Annotated in this window: 18 protein-coding genes; 7 read left to right on the top strand and 11 right to left on the bottom strand. The window is 61.0% G+C overall.

The window, feature by feature from the left end; genetic code table 11:
* Positions 1 to 6: 6 nt before the first annotated feature.
* On the bottom strand, positions 7 to 1155 hold the full coding sequence (locus P7228_RS13995; protein ID WP_278015847.1) for a bifunctional 2-C-methyl-D-erythritol 4-phosphate cytidylyltransferase/2-C-methyl-D-erythritol 2,4-cyclodiphosphate synthase: 1149 nt from the start codon (positions 1153 to 1155) through the stop codon (positions 7 to 9).
* 80 nt (positions 1156 to 1235) lie between these two features.
* Between P7228_RS13995 and dusB the strand changes: the two genes are divergently transcribed.
* The 7 genes from dusB (at position 1236) to hflX (ending at position 10446) form a co-directional block, all read left to right on the top strand.
* Positions 1236 to 2252 (top strand): tRNA dihydrouridine synthase DusB, encoded by a 1017-nt coding sequence (gene dusB, locus P7228_RS13990; protein WP_278015846.1) that lies wholly within the window; start codon positions 1236 to 1238, stop codon positions 2250 to 2252.
* Positions 2249 to 3325, top strand: a complete 1077-nt coding sequence (locus tag P7228_RS13985; protein ID WP_278015845.1) for a two-component system sensor histidine kinase NtrB — start codon at positions 2249 to 2251, stop codon at positions 3323 to 3325. The genes dusB and P7228_RS13985 overlap by 4 nt, the downstream gene beginning before the upstream one ends.
* Entirely contained in the window at positions 3322 to 4734 is a 1413-nt protein-coding gene (locus tag P7228_RS13980) for a sigma-54-dependent transcriptional regulator (RefSeq protein ID WP_278015844.1), read from the top strand. The genes P7228_RS13985 and P7228_RS13980 overlap by 4 nt, the downstream gene beginning before the upstream one ends.
* 59 nt (positions 4735 to 4793) lie before the next feature.
* Complete coding sequence (locus P7228_RS13975) at positions 4794 to 7007, top strand: sensor histidine kinase (protein ID WP_278015843.1); 2214 nt, start codon at positions 4794 to 4796, stop codon at positions 7005 to 7007.
* A gap of 40 nt (positions 7008 to 7047) precedes the next feature.
* Positions 7048 to 8442 (top strand): nitrogen assimilation response regulator NtrX, encoded by a 1395-nt coding sequence (ntrX, locus tag P7228_RS13970; protein WP_278015842.1) that lies wholly within the window; start codon positions 7048 to 7050, stop codon positions 8440 to 8442.
* Between the two features lie 142 nt (positions 8443 to 8584).
* Positions 8585 to 9127 (top strand): RNA chaperone Hfq, encoded by a 543-nt coding sequence (gene hfq, locus P7228_RS13965; protein ID WP_278015841.1) that lies wholly within the window; start codon positions 8585 to 8587, stop codon positions 9125 to 9127.
* A complete protein-coding gene (hflX, locus tag P7228_RS13960) occupies positions 9106 to 10446 on the top strand; it encodes a GTPase HflX (RefSeq protein WP_278015840.1) in 1341 nt (446 codons plus the stop codon). The genes hfq and hflX overlap by 22 nt, the downstream gene beginning before the upstream one ends.
* On the opposite strand, the gene mazG is transcribed toward hflX, so the two are convergent.
* The 10 genes from mazG to P7228_RS13910 all read right to left on the bottom strand — a co-directional run bounded on the left by mazG (position 10441) and on the right by P7228_RS13910 (position 19315).
* Complete coding sequence (gene mazG, locus P7228_RS13955) at positions 10441 to 11205, bottom strand: nucleoside triphosphate pyrophosphohydrolase (protein ID WP_278015839.1); 765 nt, start codon at positions 11203 to 11205, stop codon at positions 10441 to 10443. The genes hflX and mazG overlap by 6 nt on opposite strands.
* 70 nt (positions 11206 to 11275) lie before the next feature.
* Positions 11276 to 11449: a hypothetical protein gene (locus P7228_RS13950; RefSeq protein WP_278015838.1), complete on the bottom strand. Its 174-nt coding sequence runs from the start codon at positions 11447 to 11449 to the stop codon at positions 11276 to 11278.
* Positions 11446 to 12213, bottom strand: a complete 768-nt coding sequence (locus P7228_RS13945; protein WP_278015837.1) for an MBL fold metallo-hydrolase — start codon at positions 12211 to 12213, stop codon at positions 11446 to 11448. The genes P7228_RS13950 and P7228_RS13945 overlap by 4 nt, the downstream gene beginning before the upstream one ends.
* Positions 12210 to 12986, bottom strand: coding sequence for a TatD family hydrolase (locus tag P7228_RS13940; RefSeq protein WP_278015836.1), 777 nt, complete (start codon positions 12984 to 12986; stop codon positions 12210 to 12212). The genes P7228_RS13945 and P7228_RS13940 overlap by 4 nt, the downstream gene beginning before the upstream one ends.
* Positions 12986 to 14554 carry a methionine--tRNA ligase gene (gene metG / locus P7228_RS13935; protein ID WP_278015835.1) on the bottom strand — a complete coding sequence of 523 codons (1569 nt, stop codon included), beginning with the start codon at positions 14552 to 14554 and terminating at the stop codon, positions 12986 to 12988. Before metG ends, P7228_RS13940 begins: the two co-directional genes overlap by 1 nt.
* A complete protein-coding gene (locus tag P7228_RS13930; RefSeq protein WP_278015834.1) occupies positions 14547 to 15503 on the bottom strand; it encodes a DNA polymerase III subunit delta' in 957 nt (318 codons plus the stop codon). The genes metG and P7228_RS13930 overlap by 8 nt, the downstream gene beginning before the upstream one ends.
* Positions 15500 to 16138: a dTMP kinase gene (gene tmk / locus P7228_RS13925; RefSeq protein WP_278015833.1), complete on the bottom strand. Its 639-nt coding sequence runs from the start codon at positions 16136 to 16138 to the stop codon at positions 15500 to 15502. Before tmk ends, P7228_RS13930 begins: the two co-directional genes overlap by 4 nt.
* Positions 16135 to 17304, bottom strand: a complete 1170-nt coding sequence (locus P7228_RS13920; protein WP_278015832.1) for a D-alanyl-D-alanine carboxypeptidase family protein — start codon at positions 17302 to 17304, stop codon at positions 16135 to 16137. The genes tmk and P7228_RS13920 overlap by 4 nt, the downstream gene beginning before the upstream one ends.
* 30 nt (positions 17305 to 17334) lie before the next feature.
* On the bottom strand, positions 17335 to 18234 hold the full coding sequence (locus tag P7228_RS13915; protein ID WP_278015831.1) for an SPOR domain-containing protein: 900 nt from the start codon (positions 18232 to 18234) through the stop codon (positions 17335 to 17337).
* A 55-nt stretch (positions 18235 to 18289) separates the two neighbouring features.
* A complete protein-coding gene (locus P7228_RS13910; RefSeq protein ID WP_278017777.1) occupies positions 18290 to 19315 on the bottom strand; it encodes a lytic murein transglycosylase in 1026 nt (341 codons plus the stop codon).
* Between the last annotated feature and the right edge of the window lie 88 nt (positions 19316 to 19403).

Below are 19403 nucleotides of genomic sequence, written 5' to 3'. Positions count from 1 at the left end.
CCGAATTCAAACCCGATACAGGCTGGCGATCGCCTGTGCCGCGATACCTTCGCCGCGGCCGGTAAAGCCCAGCCTTTCGGTCGTAGTAGCTTTCACACTAACATGTCCGGCATCAACGCGCAGAAGTTCCGCGAGTTTCTCGCGCATTGCGGGGCGATGAGGGCCGATCTTCGGTTCCTCGCAAATCAGGGTCAGATCGATGTTGCCGATCGCATAACCGGCCTTTTCGACCAGCTTGACCGCATGTTCGAGGAACAGGGGGGAGGGGGCACCCTTCCATTTCTTTTCAGTCGGCGGAAAGTGAGTGCCGATATCGCCATCGCCGATCGCGCCGAGCAGCGCATCGACCACGGCATGAATCGCGACATCGGCGTCGGAATGGCCCGCCAGCCCCTTGTCGTGATCGATCTTGATCCCGCAGAGCCACAACTCCTCACCTTCTACGAGGCGGTGGACGTCGAAGCCCTGACCGATGCGCACTGCGGGAATGTTGGTCAAGAAGTCCTCCGCGAACGTCATTTTCTTGAGCCGCTCACTGCCTTCGACTAGGCACACTTCGCGACCATAGGATTTCAGCACCTGCGCATCGTCGCCGGCCTCGCTTTCGCGATCCCAGGCGCGGTGTGCGGCCATGATTTCGTCATACCTGAACGCCTGCGGGGTCTGGACCCGGCGCAGAGTTTCCCGTTCCGCCTTGCCTGACATCATGTCCCCGTCGGCAACGGCGATGCTGTCCACCACCGGAAGCACCGGGATCGCTCCGACATGCTCCTCGAGTGCCTCGAGTAGGAGTTGGGTGACTTCGGGGGGAAGGTCGGGCCGCGCGGCATCGTGGATGAGGATATATGCCGGAGGCATGTCGGCGAAGGCTTCCAGCGCTTTCAGGACCGAGGCCCGGCGCGTTTTCCCGCCCATGATCGTCCGGACATTCTTCAGGTCCGATAGGATCTTACCGGCGAAATCTGAGAAACCCCGGGGTATCACCACGACGACTTCCTCGGCGCCCTGGGCGAGCAGGGCTTCCACCGAATGCCGGACAAGCGGCTTGCCTCGCCAGTTCTGGAATTGCTTTGGTTGCTCGCCTCCGGCCCGCAGGCCCTTTCCAGCGGCGACGACGATGGCCGCAAACGGGTGATGAGGGGCGCTTCGGGCCATTGCGCGCCAGCGCTTAGGCACTGGACTGGAAATGCGCAATCCACTATGCGCTGCCCAAATTTTAGGCACATGATCAGAAAATGACTTCGCTTCCTCCACCGCCGCCGCTCAAGCCGATCGAGATCGGTGCGGTCAGCATCGCTACCCCGGTGATTCTGGCTCCCATGACGGGCGTGACCGACCTGCCGTTTCGGCGCCTCGTGCGACGCTACGGTTCGGGGCTCAACGTTACCGAGATGATCGCCAGCGAGGCAGCGATCCGCGAAACCCGGCAATCCATTCAGAAGGCCGAGTGGGATCCGATCGAGGAACCGGTTTCAATGCAGCTTGTCGGCTGCGATCCGACCAGCATGGCTGAAGCGGCCAAGTTGCAGAAAGGCAATGGCGCCGCAATCATCGACATCAATTTCGGGTGCCCGGTGCGCAAGGTCGTGGGTCAATTGGCGGGATCGGCCCTCATGCGCGAGGTGCCGCTCGCGACAAGGCTCATGGAAGCCACAGTGAAAGCGGTCGACGTCCCCGTCACGGTCAAGATGCGTATGGGCTGGGACCATGCCAGCCTCAATGCGCCTGAACTTGCGCGGATCGCTGAGGATCTGGGGGTCAAGATGATCACGGTGCACGGGCGGACCCGTAACCAGATGTACAAGGGCGAGGCCGACTGGGCCTTCATTCGCAAGGTCAAGGAAGCGGTCTCGATCCCGGTCATCGTCAATGGCGATATCTGCACCATCGCCGATGCAGCCAAGGCTCTGGAACAGTCTGGCGCGGACGGAGTGATGATCGGTCGCGGCGCCTATGGCAAGCCGTGGTTGCTGGGGCAGGTCATGCATTGGTGGCGGACCGGAGAAATGCTCGATAGCCCGAGCTTCGACGAACAATACGAGACCCTGGTTGAGCACTACCGCAGCATGCTGGAACTCTATGGCCAGAACGTCGGCACCAAGATCGCTCGCAAGCATCTGGGTTGGTACACCAAGGGGATGCACGGCTCTGCCGAGTTTCGCAACAAGGCCAACTTCATCGACGATCCGAAGCAGGTGCTGGGAGAGATCGAACGGTTCTACGAGCCGTTTCTGCGGCGTACGGCAGCGTGAGCGAAGTCCTGACCCGACCCGACCCCGCAAGCCAGATCGGCGGGCTGATCTTTGCAGTCCTGCTCGTCGATCCGGACCTGCGCATCGCCGAAAGCAATCACGCGGCGGAAAACCTGATCGGTCACAGCTCCAGCAGACTGGCGGGAAGACCTCTCGGCGAAGTCCTCGAACTGCTTGACGAGCGGGTGTTGGACCGCCTGTCCGAACCGGATGCGGCGATCGTGGCCCGCGATATCATGTTGCGCGTCGCCGGGCAGGAGCGGCGGGTGAACGTCACCGTCTCGCCGCTTTCGGCCCATCCGGGGTGGCGCGTGATCACTCTGTCGGACGCGGGGCGGGGCGACGAGGGGCAGGAAAAGGAACAGGATATCGCGCTCGGCGCGCCCTCTATCCTGGCGCATGAGATCAAGAATCCCCTGTCGGCCATCCGCGGGGCCGGACAGCTGGTCGAGCGTAAGCTCGGGCCGGAGGATCGCGCACTCGCACGGATGATCACCGACGAGGTCGACCGTATCGCGCGCCTGATCGATCGAATGCAGGCGCTCGGCAGCACGACTCCCGAACCGGTCGCCCCGTGCAATCCGCATGAAGCGATCCGAGCGGCGATTGCGACCGTGCGGGCCGCAGGCAAGGAGAATGTCGAAATTCGCGAGGAGTTCGATCCTTCGCTCCCACCTGTCCTGGCCAGCCGCGATGCCCTCGAACAGGTGCTGATCAACCTGATCTCAAATGCCCGCGACGCCGCTCTGGATGGCGCGGAGCCGCGAATTGTCGTCAGTACGCGTTTCGTGAGCGGTCACGTTTTTCGTGCGATCAGGCTTGGGCAATCGGTGCAACTGCCGGTCGAAATCACGATCACCGACAATGGCCCCGGAGTCGAACCTTCGCTGCGCGACCACATTTTCGAACCCTTCGTTACTTCCAAGAAGTCGGGGCAGGGGCTGGGACTTGCGCTGGTGCGCAAGCTGGTGCGCGACATGGCGGGCCGGATCAGCCATCAACGCGATAGCCGCGAGGGGCTGACACACTTTCGCATCCACTTGCCGCTGGCGAGCGAAGGCGAATGCAAATGAGCGAGCGTATTCTCCTCGTCGAGGACGACGGCGCCATCGCTACGGTCATCACCGCGGCGCTGGAGGACGATGGCTATGTCGTCCACCGCTGCGATAGCATCTCGAAGCGCGACAGGCTTCTGGGCGAGCACAGCTTCTCCGCCATGCTGACCGACGTCATTCTGACCGATGGCGATGGAATAGCTTCTCTCGGCTCTGTGCGAGAGGCGGACGCGACCCTTCCTGTGATCGTGCTATCGGCCCAAAACACGCTTGATACCGCTGTACGCGCGAGCGATGGACAGGCGTTCGAATACTTCCCCAAGCCGTTCGATCTCGACGAACTGGTCCGCGCGGTAGGGCAGGCGGTAGGTTCGCGCACTCCGCGTAGTGCAGCGCCGGAATTCGAAGGAGACGGCCTCCCGCTGGTAGGACGAAGCCAGGCGATGCAGGGCGTTTACCGGATGATCACCCGGGTCCTGCGCAACGACCTCACGGTATTGGTTACCGGCGAAAGCGGCACTGGTAAGGAACTGGTAGCCGAGGCGATCCACCAGCTGGGTGCGCGCAAGTCCGGTCCATTCGTGGCTGTCAACGCAGCGGCCATTCCGCGCGACCTGATCGAGAGCGAGCTATTCGGCCACGAAAAGGGCGCCTTTACCGGCGCGACTGCGCAGGCCATCGGGAAGTTCGAACAGGCCAATGGCGGCACGCTGTTTCTCGACGAGATCGGAGACATGCCGCCCGAGGCCCAAACCCGGTTGCTGCGCGCGTTACAATCGGGCCGGATCCGCCGTGTGGGCGGAAGGCAGGAAATTTCGGTCGATGTAAGGATAATCGCGGCGACAAATCGCGATCTTGCGCCGATGATCGCGGCCGGAACCTTCCGCGAAGACCTGTTCTATCGGCTTAATGTCGTTCCGATTGAGCTGCCACCGCTGCGCGAAAGGCGCGAAGATATCGGGGTCCTGGCTCAGCACTTCCTGCAGCTCGCAGCGGAGGAGGGATTGCCCCGGCACCAGATCGGTCAGGATGCGATCAAACTGCTCGAAAAGCGCGAATGGCGCGGGAACGTGCGCGAGCTGCGTAACGTCATCTTTCGCCTCACGCTGCTGGCACGCGATGAGAACATTGATTCCGCGACAGTTAGAGAAACGATCGGCGATGAACATCGGGCGGAGGCCGAACTCGAGGCCCGCGGCTTCGGAGCAGCCTTGGCGAACTGGCTTTCCGTCAGCCAGCCGCAGCCCGGCGCCCTGCATCATCAGGCCCTGGCCGCATTCGAAAAGCCGCTGCTCGAATATGCATTGGGAGAAACCGGCGGCAACCAATTGCGCGCCGCGCAGCTTCTCGGCATCAACCGGAATACCCTGCGCAAGCGGCTGAATGAATTGGCGATTGACCCTGACCGCTTCGCAAAACCGGTCTGACGCAAAAGCCACATTTTCCACTTGCATCTTTGCAACAGTGTAGTTGTAAGCATGCAACGATGGACGTGAAGGCTGCAGTACCGGTAAAACGATCGCCGCGCTGGTGGCGCCGTTTCGTGGTCGCGTCCCGTCGTGCAAACCTTTTCCTCTGGCTTGAGATTGCTGCCGGCCTTGCGCTGTTGCTGGCGATCTGGACTACGTGGTTCGCCTTCACCAGCGCGCCGCCCGATGGCCAGCTCTTGCCCTCGACCCAGGTATCGGTGCTGCTGATCGCAACGCTGATACCGGCCATGATGCTGCTGGTGCTTGGGGGCAGACGGCTTGCGCTGAGGCGCGCTGCCGGCAGCACCGCCAGGCTTCATGTGCGCCTCGTATTCTTCTTCTCTCTCATCGCGGCGGTTCCGACGCTTCTCGTGGCGGGCTTTGCCGCCTTCCTCTTCCAGTCGGGGGTGAATTTCTGGTTCTCGAGCGATTCTCGCGGCCTCATGGAAAATGCCAACCAGCTCGCCCAAGGCTATTACGAGCAGAACCAACTCGACGTCGGCAACGAAACGGTCGCAATGGCGGGCGACATGCGTTTCTACCTCGAGCGCGGATCGCTGCGGGACTCCGGCTTTGCCGATTTCTACAGCTACCAGGCGCAGGCGCGCGATGTCACCGAAAGCGCGATCCTACAGCGCATGCCCGACGGATCCATGCGGACAGCGGCGATCTATGACCTCGTAGCAGGCAACCGGCCGCTGGACTTTGGGACCAAGGCGTTTCCACGCCTTGATGATGGAGAACTCGTCGTGGTCGAGGGGAGTCCCGAGCGCATCGCGGCTTTAGCCCCGATCGACGAGGCGGGAGGAGTCTATCTCTACAATGCCCGCGATGCCGAGGCTGCATCATTCAACTATTGGGAGCGTGCCAAGTCGGTCGTTGCCTCCTACGATGTCCTGACCAAGCGGGCGAGGGCGCTCCAGCTACGCTTCAATCTCGCCTTGTTCGTGGTCAGCCTGATGCTGGTAGGACTTGCTGTGTGGTTTGCCTTGCGATTTGCCGACCGCCAGGTCGAACCGCTGACCGATCTGGTCGGAGCAGCTCGAGAGGTCGGAGCAGGCAACTTCGCCATGCGCGTCGTCGGCCGGACCGGGGCCGACGAGATCGGCCTGCTCAACCGGGCTTTCAACCGGATGGCGGCGCAGATCGAGAAACAGACAGATGCGCTGGTTGGTGCCAACCGGCAGATCGACGATCGCCGTGCTTTCATGGAAGCCGTGCTGGAATCGGTCACGGCGGGGATCATTTCGGTCGACGGGGAGGGCAACGTCCTGCTCATGAACAGCTCTGCCCAGGCGCTGTTGATGGAGGACGAACGGCGCCCGCCGGTAGGGCTCAAGCTTGCCAAGCTTTCCGCTCAGATTTCGCAGCTGGTCGATGCAGGACTGACCAGCGGTGTAGTCTCTCACCAGAAGGGCGGCGAGCTCCTGACCCTTGCGGTCAAGGTCGTTCCGGAAAAGGGCGGTCATGTCATCACTTTCGAGGACATCACCCGCCAGTTGCTCGATCAGCGTCAGGCGGCATGGTCAGACGTCGCTCGTCGCATCGCACATGAGATCAAGAACCCGCTGACGCCGATCCAGCTCGCGACCGAGCGCCTCAAGCGACGCTATCGCAAGCAAATCGAAAGCGATGGCGAGTTGTTCGACGAACTGACCAGCACCATCGTTCGGCAGGTCGGTGACCTTCGGAAGATGGTCGATGAATTCTCCTCGTTCGCCCGCTTGCCCAAGCCGCATTTCCGCACCGAGGACGCGGTCGATCTCGTCCGCCAATCGCTGTTCCTGCAAGAGGTCGCACACCCGCAGATCAACTTCGACCTTTCGACCGAGGGAGTCAGCGCGCCGCAGATCAGCTGTGACAGGCACCAGCTGGGCCAGGCGATGACGAATGTGCTGAAGAATGCGGTCGAGGCGGTCGAAGCGCGCGAAGCCTCCGCCGATGTCGATTACCGCGGCAAGATCAAGGTCACTATGTCCTCCGACGCCGAGATGATGACGATCTGCGTCGAAGACAACGGCGTGGGTTTGCCGCAAGAGCGCGAGCGCATTGCCGAACCCTATATGACGACCCGCGAGAAGGGCACCGGCCTCGGCCTCGCGATCGTCAACAAGATCGTCGACGAGCACGGCGGCGAGATGATTTTTTCAAGCAGCGATGACGGCGGCACGAAGGTCGTTCTTCGCTTTGCCCGAGACCCCCTCGGCAAGTCCGACGAGGCTGCCGCATGATCGGGCGCATCCCCAAAATTGAGCTGGAGGTTTGGCCGCAATGGCACTCGATATCCTGATCGTCGACGATGAGCGCGATATCCGCGAGCTGGTTGCGGGGGTCCTCAGCGACGAGGGGTACAGCTGCCGGACGGCGGCCAACAGCAGCGATGCACTGGCGGCGATCGATGAGCGTCGGCCCAGCCTCGTCCTGCTCGACGTGTGGTTGCACGGCAGCGAGATGGATGGTCTCGAAGTGCTCGATGCCATCAAGGCGCGTGAACCCGAGCTTCCGGTGATCATATTCTCGGGCCACGGCAATATCGACACGGCCGTATCGGCGGTCGGCCGCGGAGCGATGGACTTCATCGAGAAGCCTTTCGAGGCGGAACGCTTGCTCCTCCTGGTTGAGCGCGCGACCGAGACCGAGCGCCTGCGCCGCGAAAACTCGCAGCTTCGCGAACGGGAAGGATTTGCACGCGGGGAGGAATTCACCGGCAATTCCTCGGCGATCAACGCAGTGCGCGCCACGCTCAAGCGGGTGGCGAATACCGGCAGCCGGGTCCTCATCTCGGGTCCGGCAGGCGCGGGCAAGGAGGTTGCGGCCCGTCTGCTGCATAGCTGGAGCCCGCGTGCACAGAGCGCCTTTGTAATTGTGAACTCGGCGCGCATCACTCCTGAGCGGTTCGAGCAGGAGTTGTTCGGCGAAGAGGCCGATGGACGCCTGGTCCGGCCAGGGCTGCTGGAGCTAGCCGACGGCGGCACACTCTACCTCGATGAGGTCGCGGACATGCCACTCTCCACGCAGGCACGGATTCTGAGAGTGCTGACCGAACAGAGCTTTGTCAGGGTTGGGGGATCGCGCCAGATCGGCGTCGATGTGCGGGTGGTCTCCTCGACCTCGCGCGACCTTGCCGTGGAGATGGAGGAAAAACGGTTCCGTGAGGACCTGTTCTATCGGCTGAATGTAGTGCCAGTGACGATCCCGTCGCTGTCGGACCGTCGAGACGACATTCCAGCACTCGCCGAGCACTTCTTCACTCGATATTCGGCCGAGCAGGGCGTCACCCCACCGGAAATCAGCGACGAGGCGATGGCCGCGCTCCAAGCCTACGATTGGCCGGGTAACGTGCGCGAGCTTCGCAACGTGGTCGAGCGGACGTTGATTCTAGCTCCGCGCGACCGTCTCGACACGGTCGAACCTGACATGCTGCCGGCCGAGATCACCGGCGGTGAGATCGCGGATACGAGGCAGGGCATGACGACCATGATGGGTGTGCCATTGCGCGAAGCCCGCGAAAGTTTTGAGCGCGAATACCTCAGCGTCCAGATCCGCCGCTTCTCCGGAAATATCTCGAAGACGGCGACATTCATCGGCATGGAGCGTTCGGCACTGCACCGGAAATTGAAGCTGCTCGGGATGACCGAGCGGAAAGAAGGGGTAGGCAAGGACTAAGAATAGCTCGGCGGGTCGCGAAAATCCGCCATTGCCCGTGGTTTACAAATCCGGCATTATGTTTCCGATTGAGCGGTGCTCTGCGAGCGACGGGCACCAGATTGCGGACTGCAAAAGCGGCCGCCAAAAACAGGAGACACAAATGTCCTCAGGCCGGACCCTTACTGCCAAACCTCGAGCTGAGGCGGATACCCCGTCGAATAAGGATGGCCGCCCGGCCAACCTCCAGGATGCGTTTCTCAACTTGCTGCGGCGAAACAAGACCCCGGTGACGATGTTTCTCGTCAAGGGTGTGAAGCTGCAAGGCATCGTGACCTGGTTTGACAATTTCTCGATCCTGTTGCGCCGCGATGGCCAGTCGCAGCTTGTCTACAAGCATGCGATCTCGACCATCATGCCGGGCCAGCCGATCGACGCGACGCAGTTCGCTAACCAACCCGGAAACAAGAAACAGCGCCTGCTGCAGGACGTATTCCTCTCGCGCGTCAGCGAGGTCGGGGTTCAGGTGACGATGTTCTTGGTCAACGGCGTGATGCTGCAGGGCCGGATTGCGGCCTACGACCTGTTTTGCATGCTGCTCGAACGCGATGGGTTCGTGCAGCTGGCTTACAAGCACGCGGTTTCCACCATCCAACCCGCAGCGCCGGTCGACTTGACCGACGATTGGGAAGGCGAGGACGACTGAGCTTCGACGACGACCTGCTGGGCGAAGTGACCCGCGGTGCGCGGGCTCTGGTGCTGTGCCCCGATATCCGTTCGATCCGGTACGATCTCGACGCGCAAGAGAGGCTGGCCGAGGCGTGCGGGCTTGCGCTCGCGATCGGAGTGGAGATTGCCGACGCAAGGGTAGTCCCGGTGCGAGACGTCAGGCCCAACACGCTGTTCGGGGCAGGGCAGGTGGAGACCATTGCAACCGATTGCGAGCTGCATGAGGCGGAGCTCGTCATCGTCGACGGCGCGCTCAGCCCAATCCAGCAGCGGAACCTCGAAGAGAAACTCAAGCGCAAGGTCATCGATCGCACCGGCTTGATCCTTGAGATATTTGGCGAGCGGGCGGCAACAGCCGAAGGGCGATTGCAGGTCGAACTGGCCCATCTCGATTACCAGCAGAGCCGGCTCGTGCGCAGCTGGACCCACCTCGAGCGCCAACGCGGCGGTTTCGGCTTCCTCGGTGGTCCCGGCGAAACACAGATCGAGGCCGATAGGCGGATGATCCGGCAGCGGATGGGCCGCCTGCGCCGAGAACTGGAGCAGGTTCGCAAGACCCGTGGCCTTCATCGCGAGCGCCGTGAACGTGCTCCTTGGCCCATTATTGCGCTGGTCGGGTACACCAACGCAGGCAAATCTACCCTGTTCAACCGGATTACCGGCGCCGAGGTGATGGCGGAAGACTTGCTCTTCGCAACGCTCGACCCGACCATGCGGGCTGTAGCGCTTCCGGGAGTGGAGAAGGCCATCTTGTCGGACACGGTGGGATTCATTTCCGACCTGCCGACACAACTGGTCGCCGCATTCCGGGCAACTCTCGAGGAAGTGACGGCCGCAGACATTATCCTCCATGTGCGCGACATGGCCAACCCGGCCAATGAAGCGCAGAAGAAGCAGGTCATGTCAGTGCTCGCCGATCTTGGCGTGGTCGATGCGGAAGACGGCATCAGTCGTATTCCGATCCTCGAAGTCTGGAATAAGATCGACCTTGTCTCGGGCGAGGATCGTGACGAGCTCATGACGGTCGCACAAGCGCGCGACGATGTGGCGCCAATTTCTGCTGCTACGGGCGAAGGGATTGAGGCCTTGCTGGCGCAGATTGGCACCATGCTCACTAGCAGCGCGAGGGAATTATTTGTCACGGTTCCCGCGAGCGATGGGAAACGCATCGCTTGGCTCTATGCCCACGGTGATGTGCTGTCGGACGAGGAGGCGGGCGAGGGCGAGGGCGGCCCGCAACGCGCGCTCAGGGTCCGTCTTAACCCCAAGGAATTGGGTCAGTACGAAACCCTATAATTTTTCGGCTGACTTGACCTGCTGCCAGAGCGCTTCCTGCTCATCGAGGGAAAGCTCAGGAAATCCGTCTCCCGCCAACGCCTCCATCGACTTGAAGCGCCGTTCGAATTTGTGATTGGCGGCGCGCAGCGCTTCTTCGGCGTTGATGCCATAGGCACGAACAAGATTGACCGCGGCGAACAGGAAATCGCCCGCTTCCTCGAAGCGATCCGTTTGCGAAGTCGCTGCGGCAAGCTCTTCCAATTCCTCGCGGATCTTGTCGGCCGGGCCCTGAACATCTGGCCAATCGAAGCCGGTGCGCGCAGCTCGCTTCTGGAGTTTCTGTGCTCGAAGGAGTGCCGGAAGTGCCAGCGCAACCCCTTCAAGCGCGCTTTTTGCTCCCTTATCGGCGCGTTCAGCGGCCTTGAGCGCTTCCCAGCGTTCTTCCTGCATTCCGCCTGGGAGTGATTCTTCGCCGAAAATGTGCGGATGGCGAGCCTCAAGTTTGTCCGACATCGCCTTGGCGACGTCGTCGATGTCAAAATGACCGGATTCTTCGGCAATGCGGCTTTGGAACACGACTTGGAAAAGCAGATCGCCAAGTTCGTCGCGAAGATCGGTCAACTCGCCACGTTCGACAGCCTCTGCGACCTCATAGGCTTCCTCGATCGTATGCGGCACGATTGTCTCGAATGACTGCGCGCGATCCCATTCGCATCCGATTTCCGGATCGCGGAGTGTTTTCATGATCGTGAGGAGGCGGTTGATCTGTTCTGACATCTGGGAATATTGGAACGATAATATATATTATGTTAAATCAAGAACGGGTGAGATTCTGGAGCAATCCCCCTCATCCGGCTGAAACCAAGTCGAAAAGCAGGAACAATCCCACAAAAATCGCGACCCACGTGAAACCCATTTTGAGAGCCTTGCCCCAATTCATGCGATACGAAGCCAAGGCGCCGACCGCGAGAATGAGCCAGCCGATCAGAGCGACTATCCGAACAGTCTCGTACTCGTTCATGCGCGCATCTCCAGCCCGTCGAACCCAACCACCACATGATCCGGCGTTTCCGCCTCCAAGGTGGCATAATCCATGCTCTTGTCGAGATGGCTCAATACCAGTTTTCCGGCGCCAGAACGCTCGGCCAGCTCCATCGCCATCTCGAGATTGGCATGGGTCGGATGCGGATCCCGGCGCAGGCAATCACTTATGAGAATATCCACGCCGCTGTAGAGATCGACCATCTCGGCAGAAATCTCACTAAAATCCGTAGCATAGGCAATACTCTTGCCATCTGCATCGAAGCGATATCCAGTTGTTTCGGTGGGTCCGTGCGGCATTTGACACCATTCCACTCCGAAACCGGAGAACATCCGTAACCGATCGAGTGATTCCAGGCTCACAATCGTCGGGTAGCCGTGCTGGCCAGCAAATACGTAGCTGAAGCGGCGCCTAAGGCTGTGAACCGTCTCTTGCGAAGCAAATCCAGGAAGAGGACCGCCTCGACCATATCGCAGGACCCGAAGGTCATCGACACCATGGCAATGATCGGCATGATCGTGTGTCCAGAACACGCCGTCGATACGGTCGATCTCATTGGCCAGAAGCTGTTGCCGCAGATCGGTAGATGTATCGATGAGCAGCCGACTTCCGGCATCGCTTTCGATCAAGACCGAAACGCGCGTTCGGCGGTTCTTCGGCTCATTCGGATCGCAATCGCCCCAATCGTTGCCGATCCGCGGCACACCTGTCGAGGTGCCCGAACCGAGCATCAGGAACTTCAACGCTGCGCCTTTCCGAACAGGCGGAAGAAGTTCTGGGTGGTGTTTTCCGCGAGCTGTTCAAATTCCTCGTCGCGCAGGTCAGCCAGGAAGCGCGCCGTATCTGCCACGAAAGCCGGCTCGCACTTGCGCCCACGATGCGGCACCGGGGCCAGGAACGGGCTGTCGGTTTCGACCAGCAGGCGTTCCGCGGGTACGGACTTGCCAACTTCCTGCAATTCCTTCGCATTCTTGAATGTCACAATCCCGGAAAGCGAGATCGTCAGACCCATTTCCAGCACTTTGCGGCCGAATTCGGCTGAAGCGGTGAAGCAGTGGATGAGGGCGGGGAAGTCGCCCTTCCCCTTCTCATCCTCGAGGATCGCCAGCGTATCCTCTTCTGCATCGCGCGTATGGATGATGAGCGGCAACCCAGTTTCCCGCGCGACACCGATATGCATGCGGAACAGTTCTCGCTGCGTCTCGCGCGCGGAATTGTCGTAATAATAGTCGAGCCCCGTCTCGCCGATGGCGATGACGCGGGGATATTCGGTCGCTGCCAGCAGGACGTCGCGCCCAAGATCCTCATGCGCGTCGGCTTCATGAGGGTGGATGCCGACGCTGGCCCATATATCGCCTTCGCGTTCCGCCGTTCCCACGACCTGGTCCCACTCGCGCTCGCGGGTCGAGATATTGAGGAAGCCCCCTACCCCTGCTGCACGCGCCCGCTCGAGCACGCCCTGCCGATCCTCGACCAGCCCCTCATATTCGAGATGGCAATGGCTATCGATGAGCATCAGGCTGGCTCTTCCTCCGGCATCTCGAGGCGGGGGAAGATCGGCGTCGGCTTGTCGACAGTAAAGCCACTCGTAACAAGGGCATCGAACCAGCCATCATCGGCAAGATCGGCATAGGCGCGCGCGCCCTCGGCAATGCCGAGTTGGTCGAGCAATGCATCGGCCTTCTCAGGCACTACCGGGCGGATCGCGATCGCCAGGTCGCGCAGTGCAATGAAAAGCGTCTGAAGCACGGCTTTCATGCGCTCCGGATCGGTTTTCTTGAGCCCCCACGGAGCCTGCTCGTCGACATACTGGTTGCACGCATAGACCGCGCGGATCCAAGCTTCGATACCGATCGAGAAGTTCAGCTTTTCAAATTCTCGAGGCAACTGTGTCCTGCAGGCGTCTCTTACCAAATTGAACAAGGCGATGTCTTGCTCGTTGGGAGAAAAGATCTCCAGTTTGCCATCCATGTTCTTGTTGATCATGGACAATGTACGTTGCGCCAGATTGCCGAAACTGTTGGCGAGTTCCGCATTCGCGCGATTGACGATCGCCTCCGGGGAATAACTGCCGTCTTGCCCGAAAGCGATCTCGCGCAGGAAGAAATATCGCAGATTGTCGACGCCGAAACGGTCGGCCAGTTCCATCGGATCGACCACATTTCCGGCGCTCTTGCTCATCTTCTCACCGCCCCGAGCGAGCAGAAAACCATGGCTGAACACCTGCTTCGGCAGGGGCAATCCCGCACTCATCAGGAACGCCGGCCAATAGACTGTATGGAAGCGAGTAATGTCCTTGCCGATCATGTGAATGTCGGCGGGCCAGTAGCGCTGGTACATCTCACCTTCGGCATCGGGAAAGCCGACACCCGTCATGTAGGTGGTGAGCGCGTCGACCCAGACATACATTACGTGGCCGTCTGAGTTCGGTACCGGGACACCCCAATCGAAACTGGTGCGCGAAACGCTCAAATCCTTGAGGCCGCTTTCAACGAACCGCATCACCTCGTTACGCCGACTTTCGGGCCGGATGAAGTCGGGATTGTCGCGATAATGCGCGAGCAGTTTGTCCTGGTAGTTCGAAAGCCGGAAGAACCAGGTCTCTTCGGCTGTCCATTCAACCGGAGTGCCTTGCGGAGAAAGCTTCTCGCCCCCCTCCCCGTCGACCAGTTCGCTTTCGTCGTAGAAGGCCTCGTCGCGAACCGAGTACCAGCCTTCATAGCGATCAAGATAGAGATCGCCTGCTTGCTCCATCCGCCGCCAAAGCTCGATGCTGGCAGCGTGATGGCGCGGCTCAGTGGTGCGGACGAATTCGTCGTAAGAGATGTTCAGCTTGTCCGCCATGTCGCGGAAGTGTCCCGACATCTCATCGGCGAGATCGATCGTTGCACGTCCCATTTTCCGTGCGGTCTGATCCATCTTGAGCCCGTGCTCGTCAGTTCCGGTGACGAAGCGCACGTCGCGCCCCATCTGGCGTTGGAATCGGGCCATGACGTCGGTCGCAATGCCCTCATAGGCATGCCCGATATGCGGTCGTCCGTTGGGATAGTTGATCGCGGTGGTAATATAGAAGGGTTCAGACATTGGCGCGCTCGCTAGCCCCAGCGGCGCGCGCAAGCAAGCTGCCGATTTCCTGCGCCAGCAGCCCGGCATCGAAATTGAAGGTCGGCGCCTGGGTCGAAAGCTTCACCAACGCCGCATGTGCCTCGATGAGTGCCAGCTGTCGCTGCCGATGCGCATTCGGCAGTTCCTCAGCGACGAGCGACTGCGCAAGCTCGAAGATTGCCCTCAATCGTTGCTTGTCGGGCCGCGCGCCAATCGCCTTGGCGAGTTGACCGCGCTTTTCGAAACCCGCATCGCCATCGGCCAGAAGCCGCCGCATCAACGAAGCTGCCTCGGACAGGTCCTGCTCGAGGAATGTCAAAGCCGAACCAAGCGAACCACCCGCAGCTGCCAAGGCCGCCTCGCGCCTTGCAGGATCGACCAGCGGAGCCTCCTGATCGATCATCAGGGCGATCTGTTCATCGCTCAAGAGTGGGAAACGCAGGATTCGGCAGCGCGAACGTATGGTTGGAAGGAGCTGGGCCGGCCGGTGAGTGACGAGGAGGAAGAAGGTACCTTTCGGAGGTTCCTCCAGGCTCTTGAGAAGCGCGTTCGAAGCATTGCGCTCCATATCGTCAGCCGGATTGAGGATGACGACACGACGGTCGCCCAGCGTCGGACGTGTCGTGAGCCGGTGCTGCATTTCGCGGATTTGCGAAATCCGGATGCTGCGGGCGAGTTCGAACTCCTTGCCGTCGGCGCGTTTGCGTTCTTCTTTCTCGTCCTTCGGACCATAGGTCAGCAGCAGGATGTCAGGGTGATGTTCAACGGAGGGTGCTGCACCGACCAGCTCGCGCGCCGCCGCCTCGGCGAAAGCGTGCTTGCCGAGGCCGGACTTGCCCGCGAGGATCCAGCCGTGGTGCATGCGGCTGCCTTGCATGGCATCGCGCCATTCGCGCCATGCCTCGGTATGATTCGGCCAATCTATCATGCTGAATCTGCCAAGAGCGGTTCGAGGGCCCGCATGACGCGGTGATGCACCTCCTCGGCGCTGCCGTTCCCGTCGACGACCGTGAAACCTTCCGGATCGGCTGCGAAAAACCGTCGGAAGGACGCGGCGACTTCGCGATGGTAGTCGATGTCTCGACCACCGATAGCATCGGATTCGTCTCCATCGCGCGCTGCCAATCGATGAGCGACCGCGTCTTCGCCCACTTCGATAAGGACAGTGCAATCCGGGCGCAGCCCCCCGCTACCAATCCGGTGGAGCGTCACGATAGTTTCGTCGCCCAATTCTCCTGCGCCACCCTGGTAGGCGCGGCTTGAATCGACAAAGCGGTCACTCACAACCCATTCGCCTCGCTCCAGAGCTGGCTCGATACGCCGTGCGACATGGTCCGACCGTGCGGCCGCGAACAAGAGGGCCTCGGCCTCCGCGCCCCATCCTTCGCCGGGCGGGTCAAGCAAGAGGGAGCGGATCGCCTCAGCACCCGGCGTTCCGCCTGGTTCGCGGGTCAGGTCTACCGTGAGGCCACGTTCCCGCAGTGCGTCGACCAACAGTCGCGCCTGAGTGGATTTGCCGGCCCCCTCCCCGCCCTCGAAGGCGATGAACTTTCCTCTCATCACGAGAACCACCCCGCCACACCATTCCAGATCCGTTCGAAGGCATTCGCTTCGTCGACGGTCTGGCGTGCAACAAGCGGGATGCGCGATGTCGGCATTCCTGCGACCGTCAACTCGAGCTCGGCGATTTCATCGCCCTCGTCGAACGGGGCACGGATCGGACCATCGTATTTCAATCTCATGCTGATGTCGGGATTGCTCCCACGCAGCACGGCCACGTGGATGGGGGCAGCCGGCACCAGATCGACATGGCGGCGTGAGCCATCCTGCACCTTCGCTTCGGCAACGACCTGATCCGCCAAATAGAGCAACTGACGATCGAATGCGGCAAATCCCCATTCAATCAGTTCTCGAGACAGCTTGTCACGGGCGCGAGCACGATCGGCGCCGGCTACAACCAGCACCAACCGGGTACCATTGCGTTCGGCGCTGCCCAGGAACCCGAATCCCGCTTCATTGGTGAAGCCGGTCTTGATCCCGTCGGCCCCGCGCACCTTGCCCGTAATCGGGTCATGGTTTGGTTGGGCGATGCCTTTGTGCTCGAGCCCGATCTGGCCGAAGTACCGCGCATATTTTTCCGGGTGACGGGTGATGATGGCGCGAGCCAGGCGCTCGAGGTCGCGGGCGCTGGTGAAAGTACGCCCTTCGTCCATCCACCCGTTGGGTGTGTTGAAATGGCTGTCGTTCATGCCAAGCCTTCGCGCCTCGGCATTCATTCGCTCGGTCCAGGCTTCGACCGAGCCTGTCGCGCCCTCGGCTAGCACAATGCTGGCATCATTGGCCGAAACCGAGGTAATCCCGCGCAGGAGCAACCAGACGGGAACGGATTCCCCTGCGTCGAGGAACATGGTGGAACCAACACTGCGCCACTTCTCTGCCGACTCCGGACGGAAGACGAACTGCTGGCGCTCGTTCAGCTCGCCCGCCTCGATCATTTCGAAAGCGACAAATGCGCTCATTACCTTGGTGATCGATGCCGGCATGAAGCGGCGCGTCGCTTCTTTTTCAAGTAGCGTCTGGCCCGAACGCAGGTCGACCAGAAGGACGATGGGAACCTCAATGGAATCAGGTGGTGCAAGCTCGACCACAGTCTGGTCGATCCCGTGTGCCGCGCTGGCAAGCAGGGCCAGCGCCGCAAAGCTACCTGAAGTTCGTATGAAACCGTGCACTACCTGTCCCGCCGCCGGCGGAACCGGGGCCTATCCAGCTTTAATAACTCTCGCGTCGCTATAACCCGCTGCCTTCACCTTGGCGAGCGCGGCATCGGCCTGTCCACGACTTGTGTAAGGGCCGGTGCGAACCCGGAACAGTTTGCCGCTCGAATCGACGAAGCCTTTGAGGGTTTTGGCCGCCTTTTCAGCATTTTCCTTGCTCGAGAAAGCAGCGGCCTGGATGACGAATCCGCCAGCGACCGGTGCGGTGCGCTCAGTGAGCGGCGTGGCCTCGATACGGGCGACGGAAGGTCCCGCGGGTTTCGCTTCTGGCGCCGGTACTTCGGTCACATCCTCGATCGCGATCCGCGGTACCTCGGTTGCCGGTGAGCTTTCCGTCGGCGAAGGTTCCGCAGGCTTCTTGGCGGCCGCCAGCGAAGCAGTCCCGGAAGCCGGCAGCTTGCGCAACAATACCGTGACCAGGGACATCGGCATATCGAGCCGATCTGAAGCAGGCTCGCCTGCTCGGAGTAGCGCTCGTTCGGCCTCGGGTGGATTGACGCGGCGGATGCGGACAGGTGTGGACTCGGACGCTCCAAGAACGGATTGCGCTTGGGCGGAGAGCCCAACGACATGCGCATTGGTCAAGGGGCCGCGCCGCTCGACACGCATGAGCACGGTTTTGCCGCTTTCGAGCGAGGTGACCTCGACGTAGCTCGGCAGTGGCAAGGTCTTGTGAGAAACCGTTACGCCTTCGCCCACGTCAGCCGTGGCATAACCGACTTCGTCATAATTCCACGTGTCGGCCGGAACATACTCGAGGCCGTCAATCTTGTAGGGCTCGCCCAGGACAACGGGGTAATCGGCTGCCGGCCCATTGGCCGCGACCTGCTCAGCCTCCTGGGTGGTTGGCTTGCCGGCTTCTGCGCGCGGCGCACCCCCAATCATGCTGCAGCTTGCAAGCGTCAGAGCGGCAATTAGGGCAAGGCCCCCACGCAAACTGTCATCTCGCAATCTCATCTGCCAGCAATCCCACACTCATTGCGTAGTAATTCGAGCAGTTATATTCGAGGATAACCCGATAATTTGTGGTTAACAGCCATGCAGGGGCGCCCGGTCCGTCGGGCTGGAACAGTGAAGCCATCACATTATCGCCCAAGGGGCGCTGGGGCTGCACCCCAAGCGCGCGCCACTCCCTTACCGTCTTCCATTGGCTGTGACGCTCATGAACACGCGGACACACGGGCGAATTGATCTTGGTCTTGTAGGCGTCGACTTCGAAACCGGACGGGATGAAGGCGCGCACGCCCCACGGCTGACCTGTCCGCCAACCGGCATCGCGGAAATAGTTGGCAATGGAAGCAAAGGTGTCCGAGCGGTTGTTGAAGATATCCGCCCGCCCATCTCCATCGCCATCCTTGGCAAGACGCATGTAGACGCTTGGCAGGAATTGCGGGTTGCCGAACGCCCCGGCCCAGCTGCCGACCAGCGTTGAACGCGGATAACCCTTGTCAGCTACCTTCAGTAAGTCGACGAATTCACTTGCGAAAAGGTCACGACGACGACCCTCCCAGGCAAGCGTCGCGAGCGAGCGCGCCAAGTCGAAATTGCCCTTCACCTGGCCGTAGGCCGTTTCGTGTCCGAAGATTGCAACGATGATCTCGCCGGAAACGCCATACTCGTTCTCGATCCGCAACAAGGTCGAGCGATGGGTGCGAAAGACGCTTCTGCCACCATCTATGCGGGCATCGTCGACATGGCGCGAGATGTAGGGTGCCAGTGCTGGATATCCATCACGGGTCGGAGTGCCTGGTTGTGCGCGGTCCAGCCGAATGACGGTTTCGTTGGGCGTCAAGTCGCTGGTCATGCGCCTGATCGTCGCCTCGCTTACTCCTTCGGCCCGGGCCCGCGCGACGAGCAGTTGGAGGTACGCATCGAACGATAGCTGCGTATCCTGGGCAATGGCTACCTCAGCTTGACCGAGCGAAAGTGTGGCGGCGAAGGTGAGGAGAATGCGCTTGAATGACATGGCGTCCATTGTGTCAGCGCCAAGCTTAAACGCCAATGACTAAAGGGAATAATTCGACGAAAAGCATGACATTTGGCGCGAATTGACG

The sequence above is a fragment of the Altererythrobacter sp. CAU 1644 genome, from assembly GCF_029623755.1.
Classification (GTDB): domain Bacteria; phylum Pseudomonadota; class Alphaproteobacteria; order Sphingomonadales; family Sphingomonadaceae; genus Erythrobacter; species Erythrobacter arenosus.
This window is presented reverse-complemented; position numbering and strand designations above follow the sequence as displayed.

Bases quoted from the DNA above. Each gene is read 5' to 3' on its own strand.
- dusB (WP_278015846.1), top strand. From the start codon at position 1,236: ATGACTTCGCTTCCTCCACCGCCGCCGCTCAAGCCGATCGAGATCGGT.
- P7228_RS13995 (WP_278015847.1), bottom strand. From the start codon at position 1,155: ATGGCCCGAAGCGCCCCTCATCACCCGTTTGCGGCCATCGTCGTCGCC.
- P7228_RS13980 (WP_278015844.1), top strand. From the start codon at position 3,322: ATGAGCGAGCGTATTCTCCTCGTCGAGGACGACGGCGCCATCGCTACG.
- P7228_RS13975 (WP_278015843.1), top strand. From the start codon at position 4,794: ATGGACGTGAAGGCTGCAGTACCGGTAAAACGATCGCCGCGCTGGTGG.
- metG (WP_278015835.1), bottom strand. From the start codon at position 14,554: ATGTCTGAACCCTTCTATATTACCACCGCGATCAACTATCCCAACGGA.
- P7228_RS13930 (WP_278015834.1), bottom strand. From the start codon at position 15,503: ATGATAGATTGGCCGAATCATACCGAGGCATGGCGCGAATGGCGCGAT.
- ntrX (WP_278015842.1), top strand. From the start codon at position 7,048: ATGGCACTCGATATCCTGATCGTCGACGATGAGCGCGATATCCGCGAG.
- P7228_RS13915 (WP_278015831.1), bottom strand. From the start codon at position 18,234: ATGATTGGGGGTGCGCCGCGCGCAGAAGCCGGCAAGCCAACCACCCAG.
- P7228_RS13940 (WP_278015836.1), bottom strand. From the start codon at position 12,986: ATGCTCATCGATAGCCATTGCCATCTCGAATATGAGGGGCTGGTCGAG.
- P7228_RS13910 (WP_278017777.1), bottom strand. From the start codon at position 19,315: ATGTCATTCAAGCGCATTCTCCTCACCTTCGCCGCCACACTTTCGCTC.
- hfq (WP_278015841.1), top strand. From the start codon at position 8,585: ATGTCCTCAGGCCGGACCCTTACTGCCAAACCTCGAGCTGAGGCGGAT.
- mazG (WP_278015839.1), bottom strand. From the start codon at position 11,205: ATGTCAGAACAGATCAACCGCCTCCTCACGATCATGAAAACACTCCGC.
- P7228_RS13950 (WP_278015838.1), bottom strand. From the start codon at position 11,449: ATGAACGAGTACGAGACTGTTCGGATAGTCGCTCTGATCGGCTGGCTC.